This window comes from Staphylococcus sp. EG-SA-10, from assembly GCF_017151945.1.
In the GTDB taxonomy this organism is placed as follows: Bacteria; Bacillota; Bacilli; order Staphylococcales; family Staphylococcaceae; genus Staphylococcus; species Staphylococcus aureus.
In genome coordinates, this window is sequence record NZ_JACVZJ010000001.1 from 213,547 (window position 1) to 237,567 (window position 24,021).

Annotated in this window: 23 protein-coding genes and 1 pseudogene; 4 read left to right on the forward strand and 20 right to left on the reverse strand. The window is 34.1% G+C overall.

Annotated elements, in window-relative coordinates; genetic code table 11:
- Positions 1–211: 211 nt before the first annotated feature.
- From IDG45_RS01140 to IDG45_RS01175, 8 genes and pseudogenes are all read right to left on the reverse strand, one after another.
- The gene (locus IDG45_RS01140) at positions 212–1,612 is read right to left on the reverse strand and encodes an MFS transporter (protein ID WP_000381272.1); all 1,401 of its coding nucleotides are present in this window, start codon (positions 1,610–1,612) and stop codon (positions 212–214) included.
- A 292-nt stretch (positions 1,613–1,904) separates the two neighbouring features.
- Positions 1,905–2,600, reverse strand: a complete 696-nt coding sequence (locus IDG45_RS01145) for an ABC transporter permease (protein ID WP_000398173.1) — start codon at positions 2,598–2,600, stop codon at positions 1,905–1,907.
- Complete coding sequence (locus IDG45_RS01150; protein WP_000721556.1) at positions 2,600–3,541, reverse strand: osmoprotectant ABC transporter substrate-binding protein; 942 nt, start codon at positions 3,539–3,541, stop codon at positions 2,600–2,602. Before IDG45_RS01150 ends, IDG45_RS01145 begins: the two co-directional genes overlap by 1 nt.
- A 16-nt stretch (positions 3,542–3,557) precedes the next feature.
- Positions 3,558–4,193 carry an ABC transporter permease gene (locus tag IDG45_RS01155; RefSeq protein WP_000569109.1) on the reverse strand — a complete coding sequence of 212 codons (636 nt, stop codon included), beginning with the start codon at positions 4,191–4,193 and terminating at the stop codon, positions 3,558–3,560.
- Positions 4,190–5,416: a betaine/proline/choline family ABC transporter ATP-binding protein gene (locus tag IDG45_RS01160; protein WP_000948983.1), complete on the reverse strand. Its 1,227-nt coding sequence runs from the start codon at positions 5,414–5,416 to the stop codon at positions 4,190–4,192. Before IDG45_RS01160 ends, IDG45_RS01155 begins: the two co-directional genes overlap by 4 nt.
- Positions 5,417–5,742: 326 nt before the next feature.
- Positions 5,743–5,862, reverse strand: a complete 120-nt coding sequence (locus tag IDG45_RS01165) for a hypothetical protein (protein WP_001807249.1) — start codon at positions 5,860–5,862, stop codon at positions 5,743–5,745.
- 79 nt (positions 5,863–5,941) lie between these two features.
- Positions 5,942–6,051: pseudogene (locus IDG45_RS01170) on the reverse strand (hypothetical protein).
- A gap of 34 nt (positions 6,052–6,085) precedes the next feature.
- Complete coding sequence (locus tag IDG45_RS01175) at positions 6,086–6,685, reverse strand: YdeI/OmpD-associated family protein (RefSeq protein ID WP_001291480.1); 600 nt, start codon at positions 6,683–6,685, stop codon at positions 6,086–6,088.
- A 179-nt stretch (positions 6,686–6,864) separates the two neighbouring features.
- On the opposite strand from IDG45_RS01175, the gene IDG45_RS01180 reads away from it, so the two are divergent.
- Positions 6,865–8,502 carry an APC family permease gene (locus tag IDG45_RS01180; RefSeq protein ID WP_001030703.1) on the forward strand — a complete coding sequence of 546 codons (1,638 nt, stop codon included), beginning with the start codon at positions 6,865–6,867 and terminating at the stop codon, positions 8,500–8,502.
- 493 nt (positions 8,503–8,995) lie between these two features.
- The gene (locus tag IDG45_RS01185; RefSeq protein ID WP_000700930.1) at positions 8,996–10,348 is read left to right on the forward strand and encodes a carboxylesterase family protein; all 1,353 of its coding nucleotides are present in this window, start codon (positions 8,996–8,998) and stop codon (positions 10,346–10,348) included.
- Positions 10,349–10,409: 61 nt separating this feature from the next.
- Here IDG45_RS01185 and IDG45_RS01190 read toward each other — a convergent pair whose 3' ends face one another.
- The 6 genes from IDG45_RS01190 to IDG45_RS01215 all read right to left on the reverse strand — a co-directional run bounded on the left by IDG45_RS01190 (position 10,410) and on the right by IDG45_RS01215 (position 15,723).
- The gene (locus IDG45_RS01190) at positions 10,410–11,597 is read right to left on the reverse strand and encodes an MFS transporter (protein WP_000026189.1); all 1,188 of its coding nucleotides are present in this window, start codon (positions 11,595–11,597) and stop codon (positions 10,410–10,412) included.
- Positions 11,598–11,991: 394 nt separating this feature from the next.
- Complete coding sequence (locus IDG45_RS01195) at positions 11,992–12,768, reverse strand: ABC transporter permease (RefSeq protein WP_000072151.1); 777 nt, start codon at positions 12,766–12,768, stop codon at positions 11,992–11,994.
- Positions 12,761–13,423, reverse strand: coding sequence for an ABC transporter ATP-binding protein (locus tag IDG45_RS01200; protein WP_000923514.1), 663 nt, complete (start codon positions 13,421–13,423; stop codon positions 12,761–12,763). The genes IDG45_RS01195 and IDG45_RS01200 overlap by 8 nt, the downstream gene beginning before the upstream one ends.
- A gap of 344 nt (positions 13,424–13,767) precedes the next feature.
- Positions 13,768–14,844, reverse strand: a complete 1,077-nt coding sequence (locus tag IDG45_RS01205) for a M42 family metallopeptidase (protein ID WP_001076675.1) — start codon at positions 14,842–14,844, stop codon at positions 13,768–13,770.
- A gap of 355 nt (positions 14,845–15,199) precedes the next feature.
- Positions 15,200–15,466: a Txe/YoeB family addiction module toxin gene (locus tag IDG45_RS01210; RefSeq protein ID WP_000074048.1), complete on the reverse strand. Its 267-nt coding sequence runs from the start codon at positions 15,464–15,466 to the stop codon at positions 15,200–15,202.
- Positions 15,466–15,723, reverse strand: a complete 258-nt coding sequence (locus IDG45_RS01215; RefSeq protein ID WP_000587617.1) for a type II toxin-antitoxin system Phd/YefM family antitoxin — start codon at positions 15,721–15,723, stop codon at positions 15,466–15,468. The genes IDG45_RS01210 and IDG45_RS01215 overlap by 1 nt, the downstream gene beginning before the upstream one ends.
- Positions 15,724–16,082: 359 nt before the next feature.
- Here IDG45_RS01215 and IDG45_RS01220 point away from each other — a divergent pair, with 359 nt between their 5' ends.
- Positions 16,083–16,538, forward strand: a complete 456-nt coding sequence (locus IDG45_RS01220) for a YehR family lipoprotein (protein WP_000732082.1) — start codon at positions 16,083–16,085, stop codon at positions 16,536–16,538.
- Positions 16,539–16,705: 167 nt separating this feature from the next.
- Here IDG45_RS01220 and IDG45_RS01225 read toward each other — a convergent pair whose 3' ends face one another.
- Positions 16,706–18,283, reverse strand: coding sequence for an FMN-binding glutamate synthase family protein (locus tag IDG45_RS01225; RefSeq protein WP_000971447.1), 1,578 nt, complete (start codon positions 18,281–18,283; stop codon positions 16,706–16,708).
- A 194-nt stretch (positions 18,284–18,477) separates the two neighbouring features.
- On the opposite strand from IDG45_RS01225, the gene lnsB reads away from it, so the two are divergent.
- Positions 18,478–19,227, forward strand: a complete 750-nt coding sequence (gene lnsB / locus IDG45_RS01230) for a CPBP family lipoprotein N-acylation protein LnsB (protein ID WP_111063729.1) — start codon at positions 18,478–18,480, stop codon at positions 19,225–19,227.
- A gap of 223 nt (positions 19,228–19,450) precedes the next feature.
- Here the strand turns inward: lnsB and cntE are convergent, their stop codons facing one another.
- The 5 genes from cntE to opp1B are packed head-to-tail and all read right to left on the reverse strand — an operon-like array spanning position 19,451 to position 24,011.
- A complete protein-coding gene (gene cntE / locus IDG45_RS01235; RefSeq protein ID WP_000675402.1) occupies positions 19,451–20,644 on the reverse strand; it encodes a staphylopine family metallophore export MFS transporter CntE in 1,194 nt (397 codons plus the stop codon).
- Positions 20,645–20,655: 11 nt separating this feature from the next.
- Entirely contained in the window at positions 20,656–21,405 is a 750-nt protein-coding gene (locus tag IDG45_RS01240) for an ABC transporter ATP-binding protein (RefSeq protein ID WP_000590515.1), read from the reverse strand.
- On the reverse strand, positions 21,398–22,213 hold the full coding sequence (gene cntD, locus IDG45_RS01245; RefSeq protein ID WP_000173873.1) for a staphylopine uptake ABC transporter ATP-binding protein CntD: 816 nt from the start codon (positions 22,211–22,213) through the stop codon (positions 21,398–21,400). Before cntD ends, IDG45_RS01240 begins: the two co-directional genes overlap by 8 nt.
- Positions 22,210–23,079 (reverse strand): staphylopine uptake ABC transporter permease subunit CntC, encoded by an 870-nt coding sequence (gene cntC / locus IDG45_RS01250; protein ID WP_000584765.1) that lies wholly within the window; start codon positions 23,077–23,079, stop codon positions 22,210–22,212. The genes cntD and cntC overlap by 4 nt, the downstream gene beginning before the upstream one ends.
- Entirely contained in the window at positions 23,076–24,011 is a 936-nt protein-coding gene (opp1B, locus tag IDG45_RS01255) for a nickel/cobalt ABC transporter permease (RefSeq protein WP_000472235.1), read from the reverse strand. The genes cntC and opp1B overlap by 4 nt, the downstream gene beginning before the upstream one ends.
- Between the last annotated feature and the right edge of the window lie 10 nt (positions 24,012–24,021).

A 24,021-nucleotide genomic window follows, 5' to 3' on the forward strand; every position in this document is an offset into this window, starting at 1 on the left:
TTCATCGTTGTTGTTCATTTTTAAAATACTACTTTCGCATATTAGCGTCAATTTGAAAATCATTCGCTTAATATACACACAGCTTTTATCGTCTATAAAAGAACACACCTAACATTAAACGTCAATACGCAACATTAAGTGTGTATGATAAACTTACTTTCACAAAATTTCCTTTAAAATCCCTACATAATAACTTGTTTTCATTTCAGTTTTACAAATTCGTTTGATTTTTAGGAACTAATAGTAAAATGACTAAAAATGCAACAATTGCTAGCAAGGCATTAAACATCATACCTGTGAAACCACCTAAGTTCAAATTTAAATTAGCTGCTAACACAGTATAAACCGTACCAGATACTGCTACTCCAAATGCATTTCCTAATGATGACGCCATTTTATATACCCCTGAAGCAACACCCGACTTATCATCTGGCGCACTAGCAACTGCTGTATCAGTTGATGGTGTAGCATATAATCCTAAACCAGTACCAAACAATAAATATCCAACTATACTAGATACGATATACCACATTTCTGGTAAAAATGTTAACGACAATAAGATTAACCCAATCACTGTAAAGCCACTTCCTAGTAATAGTGGGCGTTTCGGACCATGTTGAGATAAAATCTTTTCACCTACACGAATCATTGACAACACTGCTATTAAATACGTTAATGAAATATAACCCGTTTGCGAAGAATTAAATCCTAATTGTTGTTGATAATACGTGTTAATGACGATAAGTGCACCACCTGCTACACCATTTAATAAGAAGTTTGAAATAGTTGCACCACTGTATCCTCTATTTTTAAAAATTGAAAAATCAACAAGTGGATGCTTTATTTTATTTTCGTAATATACAAAACCAACTAATGAACAGATAAACACTACAATTAAACCTAGAATTAACGGTGAAACTAAACCAAAATTAGACGTCTGTGTGATGATTACATTTAAACTTAACATTGTCACTACTAAAATGACTAACCCGATAACGTCAAACTTTTTAGCTTCTGCTTTCATACCTTTGATTGGTTCTGCTTTAGTCTCAGGTGCATGTTTGATTAAGTACATTGCTAATAATGTTAATAGAATTGAAACAACAAATATTGAACGCCAACCTATATATGTAGCCATTAAGCCACCAAACAACGTACAAATACCACTACCACCCCAAGAACCAATAGACCAATAGCTTAAGGCACGTTGTCTTCTTGTACCAATATAATATTCGTTAATAATAGCAAGTGTGGATGGCATAATACATGCTGCAGACAAACCTTGAATTATTCTACCTATAATTAAAAATGCTGGCAAAGGTGTAATAATGATGAGTAATGAACCTACAACATTTAATATCAATCCTACATAAGTAATTTTGACGCGACCAAATTTATCAGCAACATCACCAGCACCTACGATAAACAAACCAGCAAATAAGGCAGATAAGCTAACAGCGATATTTATCGTTCCAACGTCACTACTATATGTTGATTGTAATGGGACAACAAGATTAACAAGTGACTGCGCGAATAGCCAAAAGGTAATAACCCCTAAAACGATACCCAAAAGCAATCGGTTGTCACCTCTAAATTGTTTTGATGTGTCCATGAATTAGATAAGCCTCCTATGTTTAAGAAAAACAAATTTTTAATATGATATATTAAGAAACAATATCATAAATTTGCAGAAAATTATAAATAAAACATCTCAATTTTTAGTATTTTTACAATAATTAACGCTTTTTATCCAAAAACTTTCATGATAATAATTGCTATTTTAGTGTAAACGCATACAAATACAACCTATAAAACGGCTACTCAAAGATTATTTGAGCTCCTTGAGTAGCCTCATTTTTATAAACCATGAAACGGAATCGCTAAATTACAAACATCTTCTACTATTACATATTAATACTTTGCGGCCGATGATTAGATTGATTTTTTCGATGTCTTGTCGTTGGGTCTAATCGTTTTTCTAAAAATCTTAATAGGACATCAATGACGATTGCAATGATAGCAATCGGAATCGCACCTGCTAAAATAAATGTTGTGCCATCCGTCGCATTTGTACCACGAATCACAATGTCACCAAGCGTAGGTGCTCCTATAAATGATCCAACGGCAACAACACCTATCGCAACAACCAAGGCAATACGAATGCCACCGATAATAACCGAAACAGATAACGGTAATTCAATCATTCGTAGCACTTGATTGCGTGTCATTCCCATACCTTTGCCAGCATCCTTAATATTCGCATCAACACTAGCTATACCAGTATAAGTGTTTTTTATAATTGGAAGTAACGCATATAAAAACACTGTTAAAACTACTGTTTCTGAGCCTAAGCCCATGACTAACATTAAAATAGCTAACATTGCAATGACTGGAACTGTTTGAATTATATTTGCAATTGTAATTACGAATCCAGAAAGTTTTGTGTATCTTGCAAGCAAGATTCCCAATGGAATACCAATTAAAGCTGCAAACAGCACACCATAGACAGACATTAATAAGTGTTTGAAAAATAAATCCCATAGATAGCCAAAGTTCGTAACATAATAATTGAATAATTGCTGTAATAAATCACCTTCCATTACTTATGACCACCTTTCTGTTTATCAAAATAGTGGTGTTTTTTCAAAAATTCTTCTGCGACGACAGCAGGTTCTTTACCTTTACCATCCGCTTCATAATTCAAGCGCTGCATCTCTGAAGTTGAAATCTTTCCAGTCAACTTATTAATCGTCGTTTTAAGTTCTGGATGTTGGCGTAATAATTCATTTGTTGCAACAGCACTCGCAGCATAAGGTGGGAAAAATTGTTTATCATCTTTAAGTACTTTCAAATCATACGCGGCAATTCGACCATCTGTAGAATAACCTAATGCAACGTCTAACTTCTCTGAGTTTAATGCGTCGTAGACTAGACCTATTTGCATTGGTCTCACTGTACCAAAGTCGAAACCATACTCTTTTTTAAACCCTTCATAGCCATCGCCTTTACGATTCATCCATGAACTATCCATACCTAAACGTAAATCTTTACTATGCTTTGCTAAATCTGAAACTGTCTCTAAATGATATTTTTTAGCAGTTTCCTTCGTTACCATGAATGCATACGTATTCGCAAAACCATACGAATCAAAAAACGTTTGATCAAATTTCTTTTTAAATCCTTGTTGCGTTGCTATCATTGCTTTCTTAGGATCTTTAATTGGTGCTTCCTTCAAAGCTCCCGTTAAATCTGTACCATTATATCTAACACCCGATATATTAGCATCCCCATTAATTAAGGCATTGTGTTGAATCGTACTTGACCCTAAATTATTTACTAATGTTGGCTTTATCTTGCCATGTGTATCATGCTCTATTAACAACCGTAACATATGTGAAATAATTTGCGATTCACTTGTTGATAATGCTGTAATTTTGACATCATTTTTCGTGCTCTTACTACCTAGTCCGGGCAAACTACATCCAGATAATACGGTAAGCGATAAGACAAGCACGACAAGTATATATTTAATTTTCTTCATTATCTTAGCCTCCTAATTATCCAGATACTTTTAAGCCTTTGGGAACTACCCATTTTTCAACTAAAGCTAATAAGGCATCAACACCTAATGCTAGTGCAGTAACGAGTACCGTTGCAGTTACAATCATCAGTGGATTATATAAATTTAAACCATTGAAAATGAAATCACCTAATCCACCCGCACCTACATAACTTGCAAGTGTAGCCCAACTAATTACATACACAGACGACAAACGAATGCCACCAATGATAAGCGGTAAGGCTAATGGCAATTCCACATCCTTCATCAATTGAAATTGTGTCATTCCCATACTTTTTCCAGCTTCTTTAATGTTGCTATCAATATTTTGAACGCCGAGTACCGTGTTATTTAAAATAGGTAATAATACATAAATAAATAGCGCTACAATTGCAGGCGTTTTACCAACACCAAAAATCGGTATCATAATAGCAAGTACAGCTAGTGTTGGAATAGTTTGTAAGACACCTGCCACAGTTAATATAATATTGGCAGTTCGCTTTGTTTTTGATAATAAAATGCCTATAGGTACTGCAACAATGATGGCAAATAATAATGCCACTATAGAAATATAGAAATGTTCCAGTGTTTTCGACATCAACTGTCCACCATGTTCATGTAGGAACTCGATCATGATTTATCATCTCCTATGTCACGTACTTTGACATTAGTAGTGTGTTGCTCATGCACTTTTGAGGACGCAGTGTCTTCCCCCACATGTCCTGTTTGCACTGTATCCTCACTATCACCCCAAATCGTGTCATATACAATATCAACAACATTGGCACGCGTAATCAGTCCTACTAAACGTTGCCTATCATCTACGACAGGTACATTCCTAACGTTTCTTTTTAAAATCGTACGTACAGAATCTTGTAACTTAGAATCAATTTGAACGGTATAAATATGTTGTTGCATGGTATCTCGTAAACTTTTGTGTCCACGTATACCCTGATTTATATCTTCAATGTCTAAGAAACCTAATAAATGGTTATTACTATCTACTACAAAAATAGTATCAACACGTTTTTGTCTCATAATATGAACGGCGTCATTCAGTGTTGCTTCTGCTTGTATCGTGATTGGTTTAATCATTACACCTTCTACAGTCTTGTCATTGGGACGGTCTTGAATCAGTCTATTTTGTCCTATAAAATCACGTACAAAATCATTTGCGGGATGTCTTAAAATATTGTCTGGTGTATCAAATTGCACCACCTTCCCTTCTGACATAATACAAATTTTGTCTGCTAATTTAATCGCTTCATCCATATCATGTGTTACAAAGATAAACGTCTTGCCTAATTTTCGTTGTAACGTTTTAACTAAATCTTGTAACGTATCTCTCGTAATAGGATCCAATGCACCAAAAGGTTCATCCATTAAAATAATATCTTGTTCGGCCGCAAGTGCTCTTACGACACCGATACGTTGTTGTTGCCCACCTGATAGTTCTGCTGGATAACGCTCTAAAAATGACTCCGGTAAATCCACAAGTTTAATTAATTCCTTTGCACGTTTATCCTTTTCTTCTTTAGTCCATTTCAACAATTTGGGTACCAACACAATATTCTCTTTAATCGTCATATGAGGCATTAAGCCAATTTGTTGAATAACATAGCCAATATTTCTACGTAATTCGACAGGATTCATACTCCGAACGTCTTTACCATCAATTTCAATTTGTCCTTCTGTCGCTTCAATCATACGGTTTATCATTCTTAAAGCAGTCGTTTTGCCACTTCCACTGGTTCCAATAAATGCGATAAATTCCCCAGATTGAATATCTAAAGAGATGTCATCTACTGCCTTTTTATTACCAGAATAAATTTTCGTTAAATGCTTAATACTTAACATAATCATTTCTCCTTCCTCATAAAAAATATGACGAATGATACGCATAAAATAAAAAGACCATCATCGCAATTGTTAAACAAATAGAGTCATAAGTTAAACAAGTACACATCATGGTCTTGATTATGTAGAATTTTATATTTTTCATCTGTAATGTGAATACTTAACAGTAAACGGCGCTATGTATGTTGAATTTCTACCGATTACTTTGTTTGCACATTCGTATATTCGACATTTAAAACTAACATACTCTATATGATGTTATTAAACATTATTATTTTATCTTTTGCAACTAAATAGATAACTCATATTTTTCAAAAGCGAATTTATTATCGCTCAATTGGTTGTTTTATAGTAAAAAAGTGTCGAAAATGTGAAATATTATCGCAAAAGTCGAATTTTTGTAATAATGCACACGCATCCATTGTTACAGGCGGACAAACGCCCATCCGCCACCCACAAAGTCATCCTTATATTTTAATATCTTCATCATTCATTGTAGACACCCTTGCCTTTTGCTAACAGTTCCTACTCCCAAGCCTGTAACGGAATTCCACCGTCAAAGTGTTGCCCATGACAGGCACACCTAAAAAACAACCAACAGCATGAGCCATTGGTTGTTTCGTGTCATCTTGTATGTTGTTGTATAACCGGTATGCTTTTACTCATTAATTACTTATCATGCATCCCTTTACCTTCTAGTATTTGGTTAATATACTTTTCAACACGCTTTTGTCTTGTTTCACTGCGTTTAGCTTGTCCAATATGATATATATATTGATGTTGTCTGCCTGGCGTTAATTTATAAAATGACGACTCTAGCTGTGGCATTTCTTCGAACTTAGCTTCTAACTCTTTAGGAATAACATATTCCTCTGTTTTCTTCATTTCAACTTTTTTACCAGCTTTTTCAGCTTTAATTGCTTCAGCTAGATAATATTTAATTTCTTCGGTACGTGCTTGAATCTCTGTTAAATTTTCAAATCGTAACTGACGAGCTGCTTGCACCTTTTCAGTCTGTTGAATGAGTGTATGATATTTATCCTCCAAAATGGCACCTTTATGAAATAATAGTGCAACATAATTTTTGAAGCCATGGATAAGTACTACATTTTTATTATTCAGCGTGTAACAAGGATGCATCCATTTATACGCTTCCTCTAATTCTGTTTCATTAAAGATTAACGCTCTCAAATATTTATATTCTTCTTGCCATTGACTCTCTTTATTTAAAAATGCCTCAACTTGTTCATTCGGTTGTTTCTCACTCATAGTCATCACTTCCATTTTATTTTTCAATACACATTGTATTATATATCCTAATTTTATAAAAAACTAATTTTACAAATGCTTTTGCATTCTTACAAAAAATGCATTTGACTATTATTATAATAAGCGTATAATTGTCGCATATTATTTTTTGTATTTTTGGCAATAACGAAGGAGTATTTATGAATAAAGACAAGCAATTGCACAACGACAAAATCAATCTATCCCAATTAGTCTTATTAGGGTTAGGTTCTTTAATAGGATCTGGTTGGCTATTTGGTGCGTGGGAAGCATCATCAATAGCTGGACCAGCAGCTATCATATCATGGGTTCTTGGATTCCTAGTCATTGGAACCATTGCCTATAACTACATTGAAATCGGCACAATGTTTCCTCAATCAGGTGGCATGAGTAACTATGCCCAGTATACACATGGCTCATTATTAGGCTTTATTGCTGCTTGGGCGAATTGGGTGTCTTTGGTGACAATAATACCTATCGAAGCTGTGTCAGCTGTTCAATATATGAGTTCTTGGCCGTGGCATTGGGCGAAACCAATGAAACATTTAATGGAAAATGGCTCTATTAGCACATACGGATTGCTAGCTGTATATCTCATCATTGTTATTTTTTCATTATTAAACTATTGGTCCGTAAAACTTTTAACATCATTTACGAGTTTAATTTCTGTATTTAAATTAGGCGTACCCATGTTAACCATCATCATGTTGATGTTATCAGGATTCGACACTTCAAATTACGGCCATTCGGCAAGCACATTTATGCCTTACGGAAGTGCACCGATTTTTGCTGCAACAACAGCATCAGGGATTATTTTTTCATTCAATTCATTCCAGACAATTATTAATATGGGTTCAGAAATTAAAAATCCTGAAAAAAATATCGCAAGAGGCATCGCTATCTCACTGTCAATCAGTGCAGTGTTGTACATCATTTTACAAAGTACGTTTATCACTTCTATGCCTCAATCAATGTTACAACATAGTGGATGGAATGGCATCAACTTCAATTCACCATTTGCTGATTTAGCTATCTTATTAGGAATTAATTGGCTCGCAATTTTACTATATATTGAAGCGTTTGTATCACCATTCGGTACTGGCGTGTCATTTGTCGCCGTTACAGGTCGAGTTTTACGAGCAATGGAGAAAAATGGACATATCCCTAAATTTCTTGGGAAGATGAATGAAAAATATCATATTCCACGTGTAGCAATCATCTTTAATGCCATCATTAGTATGATTATGGTTACGTTATTTAGAGATTGGGGTACGCTAGCAGCAGTTATTTCTACTGCAACTTTAGTAGCCTATTTAACTGGCCCAACGACAGTGATTGCATTAAGAAAAATGGGACCAACAATGACTCGTCCATTTAGAGCAAAAATTTTAAAAGTAATGGCGCCATTATCATTTGTATTAGCTTCATTAGCTATATATTGGGCAATGTGGCCAACAACGGCTGAAGTTATTTTAATCATTATACTTGGATTACCAATCTACTTCTTCTATGAATATCGTATGAATTGGCGTAATACAAAGAAACAAATTGGTGGTAGCTTATGGATTATTGTATATTTAATCGTGCTATCAATACTGTCATTTATAGGAAGCAAAGAATTTAAAGGCTTAAATATGATTCACTATCCATTTGACTTTATCGTTATTATTATTGTGGCGCTTATCTTCTATTACATCGGTACAACGAGTTCATTTGAAAGCGTCTATTTCCGTCGCGCAACACGAATCAATACAAAGATGCGCGAGTCACTAAATAATGAATCAAAGTCATCTCATTAAATATTTTAAAATGCAATGCCATATATGATTTCAACACACACATTGGGAGTGGGACAGAAATGATATTTTCGCAAAATTTATTTCGTCGGCCCACCCCAACTTGCATTGTCTGTAGAAATTGGGAATCCAATTTCTCTATGTTGGGGCCCCGCCGGCAAGGTTGACTAGAATTGAAAAAAGCTTGTTACAAGCGCATTTTCATTCAGTCAACTACTGCCAATATAATATTATAGACCCTAGGACATTGATTTATGTCCTAAGCTCTTTTATTTTGAAAATGGGTTATAAATAACTAACATAACAAGATGGCGAGAGTGATATTGTAATGAAATGTCACTGTAAAAGAACATCATATAATGCTGAAAATGGTTTGAGTTAAAACAGATATCAAGCTCGTCTGATTCAGTCACAAAATTGTCTTGTTATACTTGTCACCTATCATCTATAGACCGTGGTATGATTAAATTGGGGATGATAAAGGAGGTTAATAAATATGAAGATTAATACTACAGGTGGTCAAATTCATGGTATTACACAAGATGGTTTAGATATCTTCTTAGGCATTCCTTATGCAGAACCACCAGTTCATGACAATCGCTTTAAACATTCTACGTTAAAAACACAATGGTCAGAGCCAATTGATGCAACTGAAATACAACCCATCCCACCGCAACCAGACAACAAATTAGAAGATTTTTTCTCCTCACAATCTACAACTTTTACTGAACATGAAGACTGTTTATATTTAAATATTTGGAAACAACATAATGATCAGACGAAGAAACCTGTCATCATTTATTTTTATGGTGGTAGTTTTGAAAATGGTCATGGCACAGCCGAACTCTATCAACCGGTACATTTAGTACAAAATAACGACATTATCGTTATTACATGCAATTATCGTTTAGGCGCATTAGGATATTTAGACTGGTCATATTTTAATAAAGATTTTCATTCCAATAATGGACTTTCAGATCAAATCAATGTCATAAAATGGGTGCATCAATTTATTGAATCCTTCGGCGGCGACGCTAATAACATTACTTTAATGGGTCAGTCTGCAGGCAGTATGAGCATTTTGACTTTACTTAAAATACCTGACATTGAGCCATACTTCCATAAAGTCGTTTTGCTAAGTGGCGCACTACGATTAGACACCCTTGAGAGTGCACGCAATAAAGCACAACATTTCCAAAAATTGATGCTCGATTATTTAGATACAGATGATGTTACATCATTATCGACAGATGATATTCTTATGCTGATGGAGAAGCTAAAACAATCTCGAGGACCTTCTAAAGGGCTTGATTTAATATATGCGCCTATTAAAACAGATTATATACAAAATAATTATCCAACAACGAAACCAATTTTTGCATGTTATACAAAAGATGAAGGCGATATTTATATTACTAGTGAACAGAAAAAATTATCGCCGCAACGCTTTATCGACATTATGGAATTAAATGATATTCCTTTAAAATACGAAGATGTTCAGACGGCGAAGCAACAATCTTTAGCGATTACACATTGTTATTTCAAACAGCCGATGAAGCAATTTTTACAACAACTCAATATACAAGATTCAAACGCACAACTATGGCTTGCTGAATTTGCATGGCATGATACTTCTAGCGCACACTATCGCAGTGCTTACCATATTCTAGATATGGTATTTTGGTTCGGAAACTTACAAATATTAGCAGCACATCAATATCCAACAACTGCTCACCTTAAATTTTTAAGTCGACAAATGCAAAATGATTTAGCTAATTTTGCTAAAAGCGGTAAAATGCCTTGGCCGATGTATCATAATGAACGTCGCTATTATCGCACATATCAATAACGTTATCGCATCTAAAAAAGCACACCTGAATTTGATAGCAGGCGTGCTTTTCATATGAGAATTATGATGATTTAAATGTTTTAGCATAATGATTATTTTTCAATGTGAAAACAACGATTAATCCTAATGCGCCAATGATGGCACTCGTATACGTGATAGCTTGAACAGAAACATGTGTCATGACCAAGCCTCCAATAATGCCTCCAACACCAATACCAGCGTTTAAACTAGACATGTTCCAACTCATTACTTGGCTTGTGTCGCCTTCAACATGTTGAATCACACCGCTTTGCACTGCTGGATTAGTACTCCATTGCATGATATTCCAAATAAATAGTCCTGCTAACAATAGACCTGAACCAGGTAAGATTAAATTCATAAGTAACATCATGACGATAAAAATAGAAACAGAAATCATTAACCAACGCTTACTTGTAATTTTATCGGAGAATATACCACCTAATGATGTTCCAATAACGCCAGCGATTCCATTTACTAGAAGTGCTAATGAAACGAATGACATATCATGACCATTAGATAAAATAAGTGGATTTATAAAGACGAATGTCACTGAGTTTGCAATCAATACTAAAAACGTAATAATTAAATATTTTGCTACTTCAGCAGGTCTTAATATTTTCGAAGTAACATGATTTTCATGAGATGGTGCCTCATGATTCACAGGGCCTCGTTGTATTTCCTGATCCTTCGGTAAATAGATCATCATTAAGAAGCCAACAATAATACTCACAATAATTAAGAATAGAAATGTATAGCGCCAACCTACTAAATCGCCGATAACCGTTCCAATTGGTACACCAAAAACATTGGCACCACTAAACCCTGTATATACAAGTCCAATCATTTTGCCACGATTTTTAGGTGCTGATAACATCGCTGTAATAGCTAATACTTTTACGATAATTAGTGCTGCTGCTGCAGATGAGATAATTCTACCAACTACTAATATTGAAAAATTTGGCGCTACAGCAATAATGCCATTACCAATGATAAATATAAGTAATGTCCATAATAATACAGGCCTTGATGAAAAACGGTTCGTTAATTTAACAAGAATAGGTCCACATATCGCAAATGTTAAAGCGTACATTGTCACTAATTGACCAACGACAGCTTCTGATACATGTAAGTCCTGACTCATCAAGTTCATAATTCCTGCAACCATCATTTCAACCATTCCTACGATAAAAATACTTAAAATGAATGTAAATAGTCGCATGATTGACATTTTAAAACTCCTTTCAACAAAATTTCCGATATTCATTTCCCTTAGAATAACGATTTATTAAAAAATGTGTGCAACACAATTTTATATATAACCGTTCTATTATATAATATTTTGCTTTAATTTTCTGTGCTTAATTGGAAAATTATTGAAATTGTTTTTCAGTATTTGAAAAATTAACACAAGTATGTCATTTAATAATTATGTATAATTACTTCAGTTTCAACAATGACTCCAAAAAAGCACGCACGCTTTATATGTCAGAACAGATAACTGACTACAAAGTATGCGTGCCTTTATGAATATTTTCGCTGAGCTAAATAATAGCATTACTATATGTGCGCGTCACTTCATTTCCAATTAAAACTAATGCCTAAATCTGATGCGGTAAAATCTATCATGACTCACTCTTAACATCCGTATTTCTTGCTACTAATTGATGTCTTGCATTGAAAAATTGACCATAGCTTAAATATGTCGCAATCAAAGCAGACATAATGGTCGCAGTTGTATGAATAAACACGACTAACAATTGAAATTTAATCGCTTGTAAAGGTGGTACGCCACCAATAATTAAGCCTGTCATCATACCAGGAATCGACACAAGCCCATATGTTTTAACCGAATCAATTGTTGGCACTATAGCTAAACGAATACTTTCACGTATTGCACCTTTAGAAGCCAATTTAGGTGTAGCTGCAAGTGATAATTTAGATTCAATATTAGTACCATCTTGTACGAATGCACGATCTAAATTTTGGTAAGCTAAATTAATTGCAATCAAGCCATTATTAGCAAGCATGCCGCCGATAGGGATAACTTCATTGGCTGTAAATTGGATGGCCCCTGTCGCAATGGTACCTGCAAGCGGTAATGCCGTTCCAACAAAGATAGCCACAAAGGAAATCAAAAAGACATGGTGCATGACAGGTGATGATCGACTAATCGTATTCCATGATGCGTTGACAATAATGACAAATACACATAATACTAATAGCCATTTGTCATTAATTTTAAAAATATAGTGCAGTAAGAATCCTAAAATGATTAATTGTACGACCGCACGTAGTGTCGCCACAATCAAATCTTTAATAATATGTAGACCTTCTTTATAAGAAATAATAATTGGAATAACTAATAGCAATGCCGTCAGTCCTAATGCTGTATTACTCATGTTGGTTCAACTCCTCTGTATTAGAAATTTGACCATCAACAATGGTTATACGCTTTTGAAAGTGTCGCATACTTTGGTCATCGCTGTGGGTAATCCACATAATTGCCACGCCTTGATCTGCTAATTTAAAAATGATATTTTCTATTTTTTCTTTATTATTAATATCTAACGCACTTGTTGATTCATCTAATAGAAGGATGTCTGGGGTATACATTAATTGGCGTGCAATCGCGATCCTTTGACGCTCACCACCTGACATATGTTCTATTTTAGAACTTAATTGATAGTGTCCTAAACCTACATCTTTAATTAATTGCTTAGCACGTTTCTTATCAAATTTATCATTACGCGCAAGAGACGGAAAAATCATATTATCTTCAATCGTTTCACCAAACAAATCGCTTTGTTGCATCAAATAGCTAATGTGTCGGCGTAATATTTCTGGTTCGTAATCATCATATGGTTTACCTTTAAAGTAAAGTGTTCCACTGGTTGGGCTAATTAAATTACATATTAATTTTTGAAATGTACTTTTACCACTACCTGAAGGACCAATAATTGCAATGGTTTCACCTTTATCTACTTTTAAATTAATATGATTTAGTATGACTCTATCACTTGCCTCATATACTAAATCTTTTATCTCTAACAACATATTTACCCCTCCTCGTATCATGAGTTATTTCGATATAATAGGGTATTCCTTTTCTTGAATAGTGTGCTATACCTATAAGTCGACCTAGTCAATGCTTATTACCCCTTAAAATCGCTCTAATAAGACATATCAAATATAGTATTCCCATTTTTGAAAAATTTAGTGCCATTTCATTCCGGAAAATTTTTTAATATTTATGTCAAAATTGAAGTACACTGCAGTGATTTATTCTCACTTTTTAAAAATAAAAAGCCTTTAACATGATATCTCATGCTAACTAAGCATCTAACTTAGTTCTTGCATGACATCATATTAAAGACTTTCTTTATTATTTATGGATTTGACTACCACATGATATTTTTATAAGTTTCATCATTCAATGAACGGACAATTTCAGTAACAAGACGGATAGAATTTTCATAATCATCCACATTGAGTACCGATACATTAGAGTGCATGTATCGTAACGTGACACCTATTGTCATCGTTGGAATACCTTCATTTGCGACATGAATACTTCCCGCATCTGTACCTCCACCTGGTGTCGTATCCCATTGTACTTCGATGTTATGTTTCTTAGCTACATCTTTAATATGCTTGCGCAAACCTTGGTGCGCAATACTTGTAGCATCCATCATAATAACAACTGGACCACCGCCTAGTTTACTATCGCTCGTTTGACCTGACATACCTGGGGTATCATAAGCAATACCCACATCGACGGCTATCGCCAAATCTGGTTTAATTGTATTCGCTGCCACTTTCGCACCACGTAACCCAACTTCTTCTTGCACTGTGGCACCACTGTATAAGTTAATGCCAATATTTTCATCTTTTAAACGTTTTAATACCTCAACAGCTAATGCACAGCCATAGCGATTATCAAATGCTTTCGCAGTTAAATATTTATCATTTGCAAGCACTTCAAATTCACTATATGGCGTAACCATATTGCCTACTTCAACACCAGCTTCTTCAGCTTCTTCCTTGCTACTAACACCAATATCTATAAACATATTTTTGATTTCCATCGGCTTTTTACGTTCTTCAGGCGTTAAGACATGCGGCGGTTTAGAACCGATGATACCTCTAATTTCTTTGCCCGAATCTGTTGTAATCGTTACTTTTTGAGATAGCATGACTTGATTCCACCATCCACCAACTGGCGTAAATGAAATAAAACCATGTTTATCAATCTTTGTTACCATAAAACCAACTTCATCCATATGACCAGAAATCATAATTGAGTATTGACCATTCTCAGCATTTTTCTTTCCAAAAATGCCACCCAAGTTATCTTCAATAATTTGATCACTGACAGGCTCTATATAGTTACGCATTGCTTCTTTAACTTGCATTTCATAACCAGCAATGCCGTTTACATCTGTTAAATGCTTAAGTAATTTGACTGACTGATTCATGTAATTCAACCTCCTGTATTTCAACTTAAAACTATTGTATCACTAACTTTCAGAAAAGCGTTCCCTACCGCTTTATCGTTTTCAGGCTTAAATATTTTTAAAATTTTGTGAGAAATACACTTAAAAAACATCATATTTCTAAAATTTAATATCCCGAAAACGTCACCATTTAAAATTTCTTATTATAATACCTTATTCTTTTATTGTTATTAATTTCAATCTGTTTAGTCTTGCGCTATTAAAAAAATAAAAAGCGTAGAGATAACAACGCATTAACGCCGCAATTTCCCCTACACTTAAATACTAGTTTCTTTATTTAACTTATCATTAAACTTATTCAGATGTTGAATATCCATTAATCATAATGTGACCATGCCGATAGTATCAATACTTCTTTATTTCGATCATCTACGGTATAGACGACCCTGTGCTGATGGTTAATTCTTCTTGAATATCGCTCTAAATATTTAGGTTCTAATTTTTCAAAGGATTGTGTTATTTTATACGGATCATTTTTTAAAGTCTCAACAATTTCTAAAAATGACTTCTTTAAATAAGAATGTTTTATTTTCTTTAAATCTGATTTCGCTGAATTTTTAATCTTAACCGTGTAATTGCTCATTACAGATTATCCCAATCAATATCATCTATATTTGTTGTACCACTACTATCTTTTTCTCTTTCTCTTACTTTGTCCATTGTACCAGTAGATTCAAGATATATTGTCTCTTGTATACTTTTCCAATCTTCTAAACCTATAATCACAGCATTATTTTCGGCATTATTGCCACTAATATAAATTGGTTCGTGATTATTATTAACATTTTTTAGTAATTGATAAAAATCTTTTCTCGCTTCTGTAGGGCTAGTGATAATCATATAAACCCTCCTTTGTCTTCTGATACGCTAATTATAGCGTACGTATTTAAGTACGTCAATATCACCGACACATCCGTCGTAATCTTAGTCCCTATATACTATCGTACACAAGCTTTTGTTCTTTTCTTCCAACATACCGTCTATAATGCTCAAAAAGAAATCAGCAGTGGAACACACTACGTTTTCTACCGTTTTATCGTTTTCAGGCTTAAATATTTTTAAAAACTTTGTGAGAAATCCGCTTCAAAAAACTCATATTTACAAAAAAATTATCAAAATTTAAATTTTTGAATAACATCATTTTTTAGTAAATGTTATAATTTCTTTATAATACAAATATCGAAAGAAGGCGACTGACTTTGAAAAAATTATGTTCATTAATTGTAGTAGCATTAGTTTGTATCATTGCATTATCAGCTTGTGGTAAAGAACAAACCAAAACATATGAAGGTGATGTTAGTGGTAAACATGTACTAACTTCTATCACATATAAAGATGATAAAGTTTTAAAACAGTCTACAATCAACACAATTAAATATGACGATCTAGGTATGGATAAAGACGAAGCCAAAAAGTTATTCGCCAAATCTGAAAGTATTTTCAAAGACCTTAAAGGCGTAAAATACAAAGTAGACTATAAAGATAAAAAAGCAATTGAACACTTAGACATAGATTACACAGAAGTTGACATGAAAAAATTAAATAAACGTCTTGGTGTTTCAACTAAAGAAAATAAAGATATTAGTTTTGAAAAACTTGAAAAGCAATTAAAGCACAGAGGTTTAAAAGAAAAAGATAAAATGGACGACAAATAGTTTATAACATAAAAATGCCCTCAGATAAGACTAAGGTTACAAACCTTAATTCATATTCTGAGGGCTTTAATATTTGAAATTCTTGTGTGACCAGCATCCACTACTAATATAAAATTATTTGCAGTAACGCTAAAATCCGCTGCTTTCATTTTCCCGAAATAAATAAGTTAACTAATGAGTTTTAATTTATAATCATGTATCGTTTGCAATTCACCATCGACTTTTCGATATACAATATGATCAGCAGTAATTTCTGTAGGACTGGATACGCCAACAGCTGCTGCAATATTGAATAAGCCTTCATGCAAACTTGTTACATAGTTTGTGACACGATATTGCTTTTCTCCAACAATCAATGCTTTTTCTTTTTTCGCATCTGTCGTTGCAACACCTACAGGACATGTATTCATATGACATTGTTGACTCATAATACAACCGACACTAATCATCATGCCACGTGCAATATTAACAAAATCTGCACCTAAACCTAGTGCAATCGCAATTTTATCTGGTGTCACTAACTTACCAGATGCTGCCAATTTCACTTTATCTCGAATACCATATTTTTCTAACATGCCAGACACAATAGGTAGAGCTGTAAACAGCGGTAAGCCAACACCATCTTGTAATTCTTGGAATGTTGCACCAGTACCACCTTCACCACCATCAATCGTAATAAAGCTTGGATACTTATCTAGTTCCACCATCGTACGTACAAGTGTTTCAATTTCTGAAACTTTGCTTACTACAATTTTGAATCCTACTGGTTTTTGACCTAATTGCTGCAACTGATCGACGAAACGAATCAAATCTTCAGCATTATGAATAAATTCGTAACGGTTAGGTGAATTGATTGTTTTATAAGGTTCAACATTTCGGATTTTAGCAATTTCTTCGTTTACCTTTTCCGCTTCCATATGACCACCACGAGTCTTAGCACCTTGTGCCAACTTCAGCTCAAATGCGCGTACGTTAGATAACTGTGCGACCTCTTTAAATAAATCTTCACTAAAATTACCTTCTTTATCACGAACACCAAACAAACCGGGACCAATTTGGAAAATGATATCCCCATTACCTTTTAAATGATATTCTGATAAGCCACCTTCACCTGTATTCATCCAAGTGCCCGCTTTAGCTAGACCTTTAGATAAAGCTGTAATGGCATTTTTTCCTAAGGCTCCATAACTCATACCAGATTGTCCTACGATACGTTTTAAAATAAACGGATATTTTAAATGTTCACCTAATTTTATTGCATGATCATCACTTAAGTAATACGGATCAATCTTTGTCGGTACACGATATTCTTCACGACTAAATAAACGCTCATTCGCGATTTTATAAATGAATGTTGATAACAATGTTGTATTATCTACTGAAATCTCATTACGTTGCATCGGAAACATTGTGTTCTGTATGTAAAAGCCGTCTTGATAATCTTTAGTAGTACCGAAGCTGGTCATACGAGAGTTATATTTTCCAGCCAAAACGATATTTTTATAATCATTACGTGAAAAAGGTTTTCCTTCATTATCCCCAGAAAATAAATACTGACGTAATTCCGGTCCCATTTTTTCTGAAATATATCTAATACGTGCTAGTAAAGGATAATTCCTTAATACACTATGTTGTGATTGTCTTTTATCTTTAATTAACCAAATAAGCCCGATAACAATAACCGTAAGCAGGAAGCCTACAACGATAATGTTAACTATAAATTGCATGACTGTAAGAAACATCATTACAATACCTCCCCCAAAAAATTCAATTCAATATTTATGATACACCTTACAAAACAAAACACAATGGAAGCGCTTCATTTTATAAAACAATTTTATGATATGTTTTTCATTTTAAATTTTAATGTATAAAACATACAATACAAAGTAATATGTGCTAAAGTATCTATATAATACAACTATTTAAGAGGTACACTATGTCAAATACAAATAAACATTACATAGAAGAAGAATACGCTACCGAACAATCGCGTTTTTTCAAACGTGATATTGGATTTATTTTCCTTTATATATTTTTGGTTAACATCTTGCCAATCATTATCGTCTTTTTAACTTTTGGGTTAGTAGCTGTATTCACTCAACAAGCCCCATGGGGTTTCTCTTTTCCTATTTCAATGAACATTAGCTATTTACTCGCAGTTATTATTTCACTAGCTATTTTTCGTCGGATGCATGAAGATGCATTTGTTCCAATGATACGTTTGCAAATCGTTGCCAGTGCTAAATATAAATGGCATATTCTTATATCATTTACATTAAGTATCGTACTCTTTTTACTTTTAAATCATTTCGATATTTTCGCACTAAATGTAGATTCCTTTACTGTCTTTGACATTTACCCGCTCATTAGAGAATATGGTTCCATCAGTTTAATAGCTATATTTTCGTTAACCATTATATTAAATACTTTGATTTGTCAACTTATTTTCCGTCATATTTTAATTCAAGAATTAAGCAGATTAATGCCTTTAAAGATTACAATAGTATTATCCGTTATCCTTGAAACACTGTACTATTATCCATACATTAATACATGGTGGGAATTCATTCCAGCATTGATACTAGCAAGTAGTGCGACCTACTTATATTTAAAATCAAACCGTAATTTTATGGTGAGCTATTTTTATCAATTAGCAGTTATACTCGTTTTGCATATTTTCATGTAAAATTTTTCAGAGTAATATCCATTATCCATACACATCAAAAAGCACACTTAAAAGTCAGTATCACAACTCACTTTTAAGCGTGCTTTATTTAGATATACTGTCGTTCTAAAAACGAGCCATATAGAATGTTTCATGTCCTAGCATGAAGCACATGAATCGCCATGCTCAATATACCTTTTAAAATTTAAATATTCATTAACTTAATATGCTTTAATTCACTTCATTAAAGACTATTTGCTGGGCGTGGTGTTGGTTTTTTCAATAAACTCATAATCATTATTACAATGACTAACATACCACAAATTAGATACATCCATTTAAATCCTACTAAATCGGAAATAGGTCCCATCAATGCGCCACCTAACGATATACCTAAGTCTGCACAGGCAATAAATAAACCTAACAACATATTACGACCTACTTTTGGTAAGACGAAACTTAAGTATGATGTTAATGTTGGATACACCATTGCTTGTGTCATTCCTATTAATATTGCACTACCATAGAAAATAATTGCACCTACTTGCGGACCAAATGCCACTACAAATGACGCGATCACTAATAATGATAGTACAGATACCATATATTTAGGATGCCACATACCATCTGACGGAATGTATTTCCTTAAGTAAAATCTTGCCGCAACAACTGCGATGGCCTGTATTGTCAAAAAGATTCCCGCATTCGCGAATCCTAAACTCACTGTGTATAACGGTACAAATGTACTAACTGCACCAAATACAATCGATGCAACAATCATGATAATACCACTATTCAACAACTCTTTATTTTTGAAAAATTGCGCAAAAACAGTTACAGCGTTAAACGGCATTTTTTCAATCTTATCTGACGTATCGGGTTCCTGTTCAGCAAAGGTCACGCGATAGCCAAAGAATGTTGTTGTTAATGCGATAAAGATAATGACAATTGCAAATAGTGAAATATTATTTGCATTCCAAATACCTACGGCAACTAATGGTCCGATTAAGTTTGGAATCGTTGAAAATAGCGAGTATAATGATACACCTTCAGAACGATGTTCCTCTGGTAATGCATCAATAATACCTAGCTGTAAAGACATAGAAAAGAATGCCGTACACACACCTTGCATAACACGTGCTACGAAATAACCTTCTAAGCCAGTAAAACCATAAATAATTAAAGCTATGGCATTGATAATCAAAATAATTCTTAATACTTTAATGGGACCGACACGAGCAATAATTTGTCCTGCCCATGGTCGAAATACCATTGCTGTTAACATGTATGCCCCCATAACGATACCGATAACCGTATTCGTTGCGCCTAAATCATGCCCTCGTAAAGGTATAAACACGTTTAAGATTGCATTGGCACTAAAGAACATCAATGTTAATATATATAATCTCAAAAAGGGCCAAGCCATTGCACCTTTCATTATCTCACTCCTTAGAATGATAGTTGTTTTTCTATTAATTCTCTTGTATAAGCATTGTCACTTTTATGCAATGCGCTTGTCGGAATTTGTTCTTCTATTTTTCCGTTTTTAAAAATAATTAATTGATCACATAAATACGTGGCAGCTTGAATATCATGTGTGATAAAAATATAACTCAACTGACGCGTTTCACGTAAATGAATCAATAAATCTAATATTTGTGTTTGAATTGACATGTCGAGTGAACTAATGGCTTCATCAAACAAAATATATTTAGGGTTAATACATATTGCGCGCGCAATCGCAACACGCTGTGCCTCTCCACCTGATAACATATTAGGGTATTTATCCATGTATGCCTTAGATAGACCAACTTCTTCCAACAATGTAATTGCTTGGACTTCCATAACATCTTTAGGTTGTCCATCACATTGACACATCACTTCAAATAAGATTTCTCTAACAGTCTGAAATGGGTGTAATGATGACGTATAATCTTGAAATACCGCACCAATTTGATGACGTCTCACTTTCTTCTTATGCATCGGTTGATCATTTAAGGTTACACAGCCTTTATCCGGTTTCTCAATACCTAATATCATACGACTCAATGTCGATTTACCGCTACCACTTTCTCCGATAATCGCAATCGTCGCACCGATTGGACACTCAAATGACACACCTTTCACGATAGGTGTTCGACGACGCTTAAAAACATGTGCACTTTGATATGACTTTTCAACATCTTTAATTTTAATCATGTACATCACCCCTCATCACATGTTTAAAATGATCATTAATCTTCTTCTTAGTGGATAATAAATACTTCGTATAAACATGTTCTGGATGATGCAAGACTGATTCACGCGTACCATGCTCAATCAGTTGACCATTTTTCATCACAACAACCCGGTCTGCAATCTTGTTAATAACCGTTAAATCATGTGAAATGAAAATCATCGCACAGTCAAAGTGTTTTTTAATATCTATAAATGCTTCCAGTACATCATATTGTGTAATTGTATCTAAAGCCGTTGTCGGCTCATCAGCAATGATTAACTTTGGTTTCAAAGCTAACGCTAAAGCAATCATCAATCGCTGTAACATTCCTCCTGATAACATGTAAGGATATGATTTTAATATACGTTTAGGATCTTTCAAACTTAAATAATCCATATATTCAATCAATGTCTTTTCAATTTCTTGTGTAGACATTGACGTATGTACTTTCATAGTCTCAAACATTTGTTTACCGACAGTAGTTGATGGGTCAAAGGCACGACTACCTTGTTGCATGACCATCGCAATATCTTTACCACGGTATTTTTTCAATTGTGCTTCCGATAACGACAACATTGGCTTACCATCAAAGGTTATATCACCTGTTACGCGTAATCGTTCTGGATTTAAACCTACAATCGATTTGCATGTAATTGATTTACCGCTACCACTTTCTCCAATAACGCCTAAAGTTTCACCCTTAGTTAATGTAAAATTCACATCACTCACGAGTGGTTGATCTGTCCAGGTATCTGTAATCGTCAAATGCTTAACTGTTAACAATGTCATGATTGCACCACTCCTTTTTTCACAGAACGAAGTTTATCTTTGGAAGAGATGCGAGGATCAATGGCAATTTGTAAAGCATCGGATAAGAAGTTAAATGCCATCACTATAATCACTATGGCAATACCTGGCGCAAACATCATTTCAGGATGTGTAAACATCACTTTTCTAGCTTCGTTAAGCATCATGCCCCACTCTGCAGTAGGCGCTTTGACACCTAATCCTAAAAATGAAAAGCCAGATATTTGCAAGATCATTGAACACATCGAACTACTAGAGATGATAGCAATATCCGCTAATGTTAACGGCATAATATGTTTGTGAATAATTTTCATATCATTCATACCGATTGTTTTAGCAAATCTTACATGGTCAGAAGCAGTGTACTGCATAACACTTGTACGTATAACACGACAGAACCATGCCCAACGCGTCAAAATAAATGCCATGATAATGTTTTCGGCACCCATACCAAACAATGCGATCAATGCTAACGTTACAACATAACTTGGGAATGCCAACATAACATCACACGCACGCATGATTAAGGCGTCAACAAACCCTTGGAAATATCCTGATAAGAATCCTAAAATAGATCCAATAAGTACAGAAACAAATAGTGCAACAAAGACATATAACAAACTTGGTCTAATCGCATAAATTAACCTAGTTAAAATATCTCTACCTAAATGGTCCGTACCTAGTAGATGTTGAAAACTCATACCAGCAAATTTGTTTGCTGTATCGATATGGTTAGGATCATAAAATGTCACAAGTGGTGCTGCTAATCCTAAAAAGACATATAATACAATAATGCCTAAAGCAATCACTGCACCTTTATCTTGTAATAATCGTTTTAAAATTATCATCGTGCGCCCTCCCTTAATCTTGGATTTAATAGCGCATTAATGATATCTGCTAATGTATTAAATACAATAAATAATACCGCTACAATTAATACATATGCTTGAATGACTGGAAAATCATGTTCAAGTATTGCTTTTAAACTTAATTGACCTAGTCCAGGCCATGCAAAGATATACTCGATAACAACTAGTCCACCCATTATCATTGGTATAGACATACAAAAGATTGATACCGCAACTTGTAAAGCATTACGCAACACATGCAACATTAATGTGATAGATTTCACACCGCTTGCTCTTAAATAAAGTACATAATCTTCATTTAATTGTTCCACCATCGAGCGTCTAACATTTCTAAAGTAAATACCAGCATAGGCAATCGTAATAACGATCACTGGCAATATGTAACTTTCTGGACCTGTTAATCCAGAAGTCGGCAATATGTTTAACTTCACTGAAACGTAAATAATAAGTATTGAAGCTATCCAATATGATGGTAATGCAGTTAGAAAGAAAGCCACTGAACGTATCGCACGATCAGTGAACTTTCCTCTTTTTAATGCACTAACTACACCTAAAATAATTGATGTAATCATCACCATAACGCTTGAAATTATTGTTAATTTCAATGTATTCATAAATGCTGGACCAATGCGTTCAGCAACAGGATCACCTGTAATGTAGCTTGTACCAAAATTAAATTGCATCGCTTCAAGTAACCAATTTTTATATTGAATTAATAATGGATCATTGAAACCGTACTTCTCATTCGTTTCTGCAATCAACTCTGGTGTTACATTTGGCGTTCCTTGTGCATGTAAAATTGTCACAGCTGGATTTTCATTTGTAATATACGTCAATAGAAATGTCATAAAACTTACTACAATCATCAATGGAAACATGAGCGCAATACGTTTTAAGATAAATTTGAACATCTAAACGCTC